At 63.3% G+C, this 7,684-nt stretch carries 9 protein-coding genes and 1 other RNA gene; 9 read left to right on the top strand and 1 reads right to left on the bottom strand.

The window, feature by feature from the left end; all coding sequences use genetic code 11:
• Positions 1-178 precede the first annotated feature (178 nt).
• The 9 genes from WDA27_14415 to ssrA all read left to right on the top strand — a co-directional run bounded on the left by WDA27_14415 (position 179) and on the right by ssrA (position 7,487).
• The gene (locus WDA27_14415; GenBank protein ID MFA5892119.1) at positions 179-496 is read left to right on the top strand and encodes a hypothetical protein; all 318 of its coding nucleotides are present in this window, start codon (positions 179-181) and stop codon (positions 494-496) included.
• 87 nt (positions 497-583) lie between these two features.
• A protein-coding gene (gene prfB / locus WDA27_14410) for a peptide chain release factor 2 (protein MFA5892118.1) occupies positions 584-1,700 on the top strand; the annotation gives its coding sequence in 2 pieces (ribosomal slippage) (positions 584-646 and positions 648-1,700; 1,116 coding nt in all).
• A gap of 69 nt (positions 1,701-1,769) precedes the next feature.
• Positions 1,770-2,612, top strand: coding sequence for a transketolase (locus WDA27_14405; GenBank protein MFA5892117.1), 843 nt, complete (start codon positions 1,770-1,772; stop codon positions 2,610-2,612).
• Positions 2,612-3,535, top strand: a complete 924-nt coding sequence (locus WDA27_14400; protein MFA5892116.1) for a transketolase C-terminal domain-containing protein — start codon at positions 2,612-2,614, stop codon at positions 3,533-3,535. Before WDA27_14405 ends, WDA27_14400 begins: the two co-directional genes overlap by 1 nt.
• A gap of 94 nt (positions 3,536-3,629) precedes the next feature.
• Positions 3,630-4,307, top strand: coding sequence for a cell division ATP-binding protein FtsE (gene ftsE / locus WDA27_14395; GenBank protein ID MFA5892115.1), 678 nt, complete (start codon positions 3,630-3,632; stop codon positions 4,305-4,307).
• A 2-nt stretch (positions 4,308-4,309) separates the two neighbouring features.
• Complete coding sequence (gene ftsX, locus WDA27_14390; GenBank protein MFA5892114.1) at positions 4,310-5,191, top strand: permease-like cell division protein FtsX; 882 nt, start codon at positions 4,310-4,312, stop codon at positions 5,189-5,191.
• Between the two features lie 150 nt (positions 5,192-5,341).
• The gene (locus WDA27_14385) at positions 5,342-6,553 is read left to right on the top strand and encodes a peptidoglycan DD-metalloendopeptidase family protein (protein MFA5892113.1); all 1,212 of its coding nucleotides are present in this window, start codon (positions 5,342-5,344) and stop codon (positions 6,551-6,553) included.
• Positions 6,554-6,600: 47 nt separating this feature from the next.
• Complete coding sequence (gene smpB / locus WDA27_14380; GenBank protein ID MFA5892112.1) at positions 6,601-7,083, top strand: SsrA-binding protein SmpB; 483 nt, start codon at positions 6,601-6,603, stop codon at positions 7,081-7,083.
• Positions 7,084-7,141: 58 nt separating this feature from the next.
• Positions 7,142-7,487, top strand: a transfer-messenger RNA (tmRNA) gene (gene ssrA / locus WDA27_14375).
• Positions 7,488-7,493: 6 nt separating this feature from the next.
• Here the strand turns inward: ssrA and WDA27_14370 are convergent.
• The coding region (locus WDA27_14370; GenBank protein MFA5892111.1) for an HNH endonuclease at positions 7,494-7,684 on the bottom strand (191 nt) is incomplete at its 5' end.

Raw genomic sequence — 7,684 nt, 5'->3', positions numbered from 1 at the left:
TCCAACCGAGACGGCGTCACCGGGCAGATCGGTCGCGCCGCCGCCACCCAACGGTGGACCGGAGCGCGACGACTGCATGGGAGGGGGGCCCGTCGTATGGGTGTCCCCGGTGTCGGGGGGTCCGATCGATCTGAGCAAAGTCCCCACCTCGGGAACTACAGACGGCAAGTAGCGAGCAATGAGCGCGCGACGAAGGAAGCTGGTTGGCGTTGTTGTCGGCATGATCATCGTCGCAGCAGGACTGACGGCCGGAACGTTGGTTGCCGTCTCGGCGGATGAGGCTCCACCTCCTTTCAACCCCGCGACGCTGCCCCCCTGTCCAACCGAGACGGCGTCACCGGGCAGATCGGTCGCGCCGCCGCCACCCAACGGTGGACCGGAGCGCGACGACTGCATGGGAGGGGGGCCCGTCGTATGGGTGTCCCCGGTGTCGGGGGGTCCGATCCCGATCGATCTGAGCAAAGTCCCCACCTCGGGAACGACAGACGCGAAGTAGCCGATCAGACCGCATCGGCTCGTCCGTCTTGAGACTCGCGTACTGGAGCGGCGTCTCCCGCGCGCGCGAATCGGTAGGATAACGCGCATGGTTCAAGACTTTTCTTCGGAGATCGCGGTCTTGGGGTCGGCCATCGCCGATGCCAGGGCCTATCTTTGACGTAGACACGAAGCGCAGCACGATCTCCGAACTGCAACAGAAGGCCTCCGTGCCTGATCTCTGGGACACCCCCGATCAAGCCCGAAAGTTGCTGGGTGATCTCGCACGCCTCGAAGACGACGTGTCGGTGTTCGAGCGCTTGGCCTCGCGTCACGAGGACCTCGAGACGCTGGACGAACTTGCGCGCGCCGAGCAGGACGCAAGCGTCGAGGGTGAGTTGCGCTCCGGGATCGATTCGTTGCGCGCGGAAGTCGCAGAACTGGAAGTGCGGACGCTGCTCGGCGGCGAGCACGACGAGCGTGACGCCGTCGTCTCGGTGCATCCCGGTGCCGGTGGAACCGAGAGCCAGGACTGGGCGGAGATGCTGCTGCGGATGTACCTGCGCTGGGCGGAGCGCCGTGGTATCGATATCGAGGTGATCGATCGTCAGCCCGGCGACGAGGCCGGCATCAAGAGCGCGACTTTCATCGCGAAAGGTCGATTCTCCTACGGGATGCTCTCGGCCGAACGCGGCGTGCATCGCTTGGTGCGGATCTCGCCCTTCGACTCCCAGAAGCGACGCCACACTTCGTTCGCGGCAGTCGATGTCGTTCCGATCCTCGACGAGGATGTGGAGGTGGCCATCCCCGAGGATGACCTCAAGATCGACGTCTACCGCTCCAGCGGTCCCGGTGGGCAAAGCGTGAACACCACGGACTCCGCGGTTCGCGTCACCCACTTGCCGACGGGGATCGTAGTGACCGCGCAAGCTGAGCGCTCACAGTTACAAAACAAGGCGGTTGCGATGCGAATTCTGCAGTCCAAGCTTGCCGAGTTGATGCGTCAGGAGCGCGCAGCGAAACTCGACGAGTTGCGAGGGGAGCGGCGCGACATCGATTTCGGCAGTCAGATCCGTTCGTATGTCATGCAGCCGTACCAAATGGTCAAGGACGTGCGGTCGGGGCGGGAGACCTCGGGGATCGACGCCGTTCTCGACGGGGACATCGACGAATTTATTCGGGCGTTCCTGGAGTGGCAGCGGTCCCGAGCGCCGGCCGCGGACTAATCGAGCGGGCGAGGTGCTGGTAGAGTTCCGGTGCCTTCCCGGTCCCCGTTCGTCGCAGGAGGACGTTGCGTGTCTGGAATCGTCCAAACCCTAGATATCGAATCACTGAAGCGCGTCTCGAAGGAGATGCGGGTGGACATCATCCGCACGCTTGTTGAGGCCGGATCGGGTCATCCCGGCGGCTCCCTCTCCGAGATCGACTTGTTGGTCTGCCTGTACTTCGGCGGAATCATGAACTACCGGCCCGAAGAGCCGAACTGGCTCGGCCGCGACCGTTTCGTACTGTCCAAGGGTCACTGCACGCCGGGGTTTTACTCGGTGCTGGCGCGCGCCGGCTTCTTCCCCCACGACCTGCTCCAAACGTTCCGCAAACTCGGTTCCGCGCTGCAGGGGCATCCGGACCGGACTCGCCTGGCCGGGGTGGAAGTCTCGGCCGGGTCGCTCGGGCAGGGCCTTTCGATGGCGGCGGGTATGGCCCACGCCGCACGTATCGACGGCGCCGCGTGGCACACGTTCTGCATGCTTGGCGACGGTGAGTCTCAAGAGGGCCAAGTCTGGGAGGCCGTCATGTCCTGCGGCAACGCCGGACTCGACGGACTGACCGCGATCATCGACTGCAACCAGGTGCAGCAGACCGGACTGGTTTGCAACATCCAAGATTTGGATCCACTGGGCGACAAGTTCCGAGCCTTCAAGTGGAACGTCATCGAGATCGACGGGCACGATCATGCACAGTGCGTCGACGCCCTGCGCACCGCGAAGGCGTTCGAGGGCAAGCCGACCGTCATCATCTCGCGCACGATCAAGGGGAAGGGCGTTTCCTGGATGGAGCTGGACCACAACTGGCACGGGAAGGCTCCCAACGCGGAGCAGGGCGAGCGAGCGATCGCCGAGATCCAGGGGAAGATCTGATGGCCGTCGCGACGCGAAAGGCCTTCGGCGACGCCATCCTCCGACTCGGCGAGGATCCTCGCATCGTTGTGTTGACGGGCGACCTCGGCAACTCCACCCACACTGAGGACTTCGCCGCGAAGTTCGCCGACCGCTTCATCGACGTCGGGATCGCCGAGGCGAACATGATCGGAATCGCCGCGGGCCTTGCGCTCAGCGGCAAGGTCCCCTGGGCGTGCTCGTTCTCGGCGTTCATCACCGGGCGCCAGGAGACCGTGCGCATGTCGGTTTCTTACAACCGCAGCAACGTCCGCCTGGTCGGTACGCACGTCGGGATCGGCATCGGTGACGACGGCGGAACCCAGATGGCGCTCGAAGATGTCGCGGCCATGCGCGCGCTTCCCGGGATGGCGATCATTCAGCCTTGCGACGAGATCGAGACCCACCGCGCGGTTGAGTACTTGCTCGATCACGAAGGTCCCGCGTTCTTACGTTTGACGCGTCAGGGAACGACATCGGTTCATGACGAGGGGTATCGGTTCGAGTTCGGTAAGGCCGAGGTTCTGCGGCCGGGTGCAGATGTGGCGCTCGTCGCAACCGGGGCTCTCGTGCAGGAGTCGCTTGTCGCGGCGGAACTGCTTGCCGCCGACGGGATTCAGGCACGCGTACTGAACGTCCACACAATCGCGCCGATCGACGGCGACGGGATTGCGACGGCGGCGCGGGAGTGTGGCGCAGTCATCGCCGCCGAGGATCACAACGTCAACGGCGGTCTGGGCAGTGCCGTCGCCGAGGTCATGGCGGAAGCCGGCGTCGGCGCGCGCTTGTTGCGCGTCGGGTTGAACTCCTTTGGCGAATCCGGCGAGACCGCCGAGTTGTATGACAAATACGGGCTGTCGGGCGCGCGCATCGCGGAGCGCGCGCGAGAGTTCTTGGGGCGCTGATCGCTACCCGCGGCCTTTGCCGGGCCTCTGGGCCTCTGCTAGCCTTTTGTGATTCCGAGGGCGCGCGTTCGCTTTCTGCATGCGCGAAAGTCGAATGATCCGAACCGTAAACGTCACCAAGATCTACAAGGGGAACGTCGTCGCACTGAGCGACGTCTCCGTCGACATCCAAAAAGGGGAGTTCGTCTTCCTCGTGGGTTCCTCGGGGTCGGGGAAGTCCACCTTCATGCGTCTGATCTTGCGCGAAGACCAGCCGACGTCCGGAGAGATCTTCGTCGCCGGGAAGAACATCGCCCAGCTCGCCGGCTGGAAGATCCCGATGCTGCGGCGCAACATCGGCTGCGTGTTCCAGGACTTCAAGCTCTTGCCGGCCAAGACGGTCTTCGAGAACGTGGCGTTCGCACTCGAGGTAATCGGACTTTCGCGATCGGTCATCCGCAAGCAGGTCCCCGAGGTACTCGACCTCGTCGGGCTCGGCGAGAAGAGCGGCAATCTCCCCGATGAACTCTCGGGCGGGGAGCAGCAGCGCGTGGCGGTGGCGCGCGCGTTCGTCAATCGGCCGCAGATCTTGATCGCCGACGAGCCGACCGGAAACCTCGACCCTGCGACCTCGGTCGAGATCATGAAGCTGCTCGACCTCATCAACCGAAGTGGAACGACCGTCGTCATGGCCACACACGATCACACCATCGTCGACGCGATGCGTCGGCGCGTGATCGAGCTGGACAAGGGCGTCGTCATCCGCGATCAGTCCCGGGGTGTGTACGCGTAGCCATGGCGATCCGGATCGAGTATGCGGCCCAAGAAGCGCTCACCAACATGCGTCGCAACTTCTTCATGACTCTTGCGGCGGTCATGGTGGTGGCTGTGTCTTTGTTCTTGTTCGGTGGCGTATTTCTCTTGCGCGGTGCGGTCACGCGGTCGGCGGATCTGTTGACTCGGAAAGTGGAAGTGGCGGTGTTTCTTGCCGGGGACATCTCGGGGGACGAGCGCGACCAACTGCAACGCGATCTGCTTTCGATGCCCGAGGTTGATCGTGTTGTCTTCGAGAGTAAGCAAGAGGCGTACACGCGATTCAAGAAGCTTTTCGCCAACGACCCCGAGATAGTGCAGAACACCAGTCCCGACGCCTTGCCGGAGTCGTTTCGGGTGAAGCTCCAGGACCCAAAGAAGTTCGAGATCATTCGCGATCGGCTCCAAGGGCGCCCGGGGATCGACACGATCAGGGATGAGCGCAAGACGTTGCGCAAGATGTTCGCCTTCGCGAGCACGCTGCGCGCGGCGGCCCTCGGGATGGCGCTGGTGGTGGGACTGGCGGCGCTGATCCTGATCGCGACGACGATCCGGATGGCGATCTTCGCCCGCCGAAAGGAGATCGGCATCATGAAACTCGTAGGGGCGACGAACTGGTTCATTCGCGTTCCGTTCATGATGGAAGGTGTGGCCCAAGGAATCGTCGGAGCGGTCGTGGCGATCGCGCTGCTGTTTGCCGCCGAGCCGGTTCTGTCGAGTCTGGGGTCGGCGGAGTTCCAGCCGCTCGGTTTCGGCATTACCTACGGAGACATCGGGATGCAAGGTATCTATCTGCTTGTGTCCGGCATGCTGGTCGGCGCGATCGGCAGCATGGTCGGATTGCGCAGATTCCTCGACGTGTAGGAACCCGTTTCGGCTGGTCAGAGAACTAAAGCTGCCCACTCGAAGCGACGATCATCCGTGAGAACCCTGTTTCTGGTGTTGACAGAGTTCCACCTGACAAGTCTAGGATGCATTAGACCACCAACCTGGGAGAGGGACGTGGGGGGGAGTGTGAGGTTGTTTCTTCGACGCAGCATCGCGTCTATTGCGTGTGCCGCCGTCCTGTGTGCCGTGCTCCCGACTGCGCCTGCGTTCGCCGATTACCGCGGGCGGCAGAGCGAGTTACAGAACCTGATTGAGCAGAAGCGCCGCCAGATCCACGAGGCCGAGGCCAAGGAGAGGGACCTCGTCTCGCGCATTCTGGCGTCCGACGCGCGCAAGGCCGACTTGCAGCGCCAACTCGATGCGATCCTGGCTCAACTCGCCGACGCGCGCGCGCAACTAGGCGCGCTCGAGTCTCGCATCGACCTGCTTTCGGTTTCGCTCCAGAAGAAGACCCGTGAGCTTGAGCAAACACTGGCCGCGTTGGAGACCCAGCAGAAGATCCTCGACGCACGTGTTGCCGAGATCTACGTCAATGCACCGTCGCAGTTGTCGTACTCCTACGACTCTCTGTCCGGCTTGGGCGATCTCGTTGCGGCGAATGAGTATCAGGCGAGCGTGGTTCGCTCGGATCAGCGGCTTGTCTCCGACATCCAGAAGACCAAGGAGTCGATCCAGCAGCAGCGTGCAGACATCTCCGAGCGTCAGCAGGTCCTGCAGGTAGACCGTGACGCCGCAGCGCGCGAAGCGGCCAGGATTGCCGCCGCGCGCGCCGCGCGGGCGGCGGCGCAGTACCAGGTTCAACGGGAGATCGACTACAAGGAGGGCCTTCTTCGGGAGGTACGCAGTCAGAAGGAAGCGTACAAGCGAGCCCTGGACTCCTATATCGCGGAGTCGGACACAATCGCGGAATTCCTGCGCGGAAAGCAACGCGGCCAGGGCGTCATCCAAGGACAGGGCGGCTACCTGCGCTGGCCGGTCTCGGGTCGAATCACTTCGGGTTACGGCTGGCGTACGCACCCGATCTACGGGTACCGATCGCTGCACACCGGGATCGACATCGGGTCCCCGAGCGGAACGACGGTGAAGGCGGCTCGGTACGGCACGGTTCTGTATACGGGCTACAAGGGCGCGTATGGCCTGGTCGTCATCTTGGACCACGGCAAGTCGCTTGCGACGATGTACGCACACTTGAGCAAGGTCTACGTGCGCCCGGGAGATCGCGTCAAGACGCTCGGAAGCGTCGGAGCCGTCGGATCGACCGGTTGGTCCACCGGGCCGCACCTTCACTTCGAAGTGCGCGTGGACGGCGAGCCGTCTAACCCGATTCGCTGGCTGTAGGTCCAAGCGCGCCCGGGATCCGATTCACCTCTAGGATCTGATTTACCTTGAGCGCGAGCAAGAAGACATCCGAGGGCGTCGTGGCCACGAACCGTCGCGCGCGCCACGAGTACGACATCGAACAGACTTACGAAGCCGGGATCGTTTTGGTGGGCAGCGAGGTCAAGTCGCTCCGGGAGGGGAAGGCGTCGCTCGCCGATGCGTACGCCGTGATCCGCCGGGGTGAGGTATTCGTGGTCGGATTGCACATCCCCGAGTACACCCAGGCCTCGATGCAAAACCACGAGCCGACTCGCGAGCGGAAACTCCTCCTGCACTCCGGCGAGATCGCGAAGCTTGTCGTGAAGATCCAGCAGCAGGGGTACACGCTTGTCCCCTTGCTGCTGTATTTCAAGCAGAACAAGGTGAAGGTGGAAGTCGCTCTTGCCAAGGGCCGTCGGACTCACGACAAGCGACAGGCGATCGCCAAACGCGACGCCGAGCGGGAGATGGCGAAGGCTGCGAGCGCCCGCAGGCGCGGCCGGACCTAGATTTGGCTCTGGCGTCTTCGCCGCTATCCCGTAGACTGAAGTGCTTGGCAATTTCATAGGGGGTGCATGGATTCGACTTTGATCGATCGAATCGAGGGAAGCGAGCCGAGGTTTCCGTGTCCTCGTAAATAAGCCGGAAAAACAAAATAAGCGCCGACTCTGTCGCGCTCGCCGCCTAGAAATAGGTAGCCGTCGCCCGAGGTGTGCCTGCGACCTCGGAAGCGGCGTCGCTAGCAGGCTCACCCTGCGGGAGTGTCCGGGTACCGCGGGGAACACCTACCGGGCTGGGAGGAGCCGAGCGCGCCGGTGCGCGCGGTGACTCTGAGAAACAAACCGCCGGCTGCGCTCGGAGATGCCCTCGGGGCGAGATCAAAGGACGCGGGTTCGATTCCCGCCACCTCCAAGAACGCTCAGCGTTTCGTTGAGCGTTGTTGGAGGTGTGACCCACCCTCTTCGTAGCGACGCAGTATCTCCCTTGCCCAGACGACAGCGTCGGTCGCTCTGATGCCCGAGGGTTGCGGCCGGACCCAGAGTTCGAGGTTCTCGGGCTGGTTGTCGTCGCGAACTCCGTTGCGGTGATGAACCTGCTCATCCGGAAGCA

This window comes from Actinomycetota bacterium (assembly GCA_041658565.1).
GTDB lineage: Bacteria > Actinomycetota > AC-67 > AC-67 > AC-67 > JBAZZY01.
This window is presented reverse-complemented; position numbering and strand designations above follow the sequence as displayed.

Bases quoted from the DNA above. Each gene is read 5' to 3' on its own strand.
- WDA27_14415 (MFA5892119.1), top strand. From the start codon at position 179: ATGAGCGCGCGACGAAGGAAGCTGGTTGGCGTTGTTGTCGGCATGATC.
- ftsE (MFA5892115.1), top strand. From the start codon at position 3,630: ATGATCCGAACCGTAAACGTCACCAAGATCTACAAGGGGAACGTCGTC.
- WDA27_14400 (MFA5892116.1), top strand. From the start codon at position 2,612: ATGGCCGTCGCGACGCGAAAGGCCTTCGGCGACGCCATCCTCCGACTC.
- ftsX (MFA5892114.1), top strand. From the start codon at position 4,310: ATGGCGATCCGGATCGAGTATGCGGCCCAAGAAGCGCTCACCAACATG.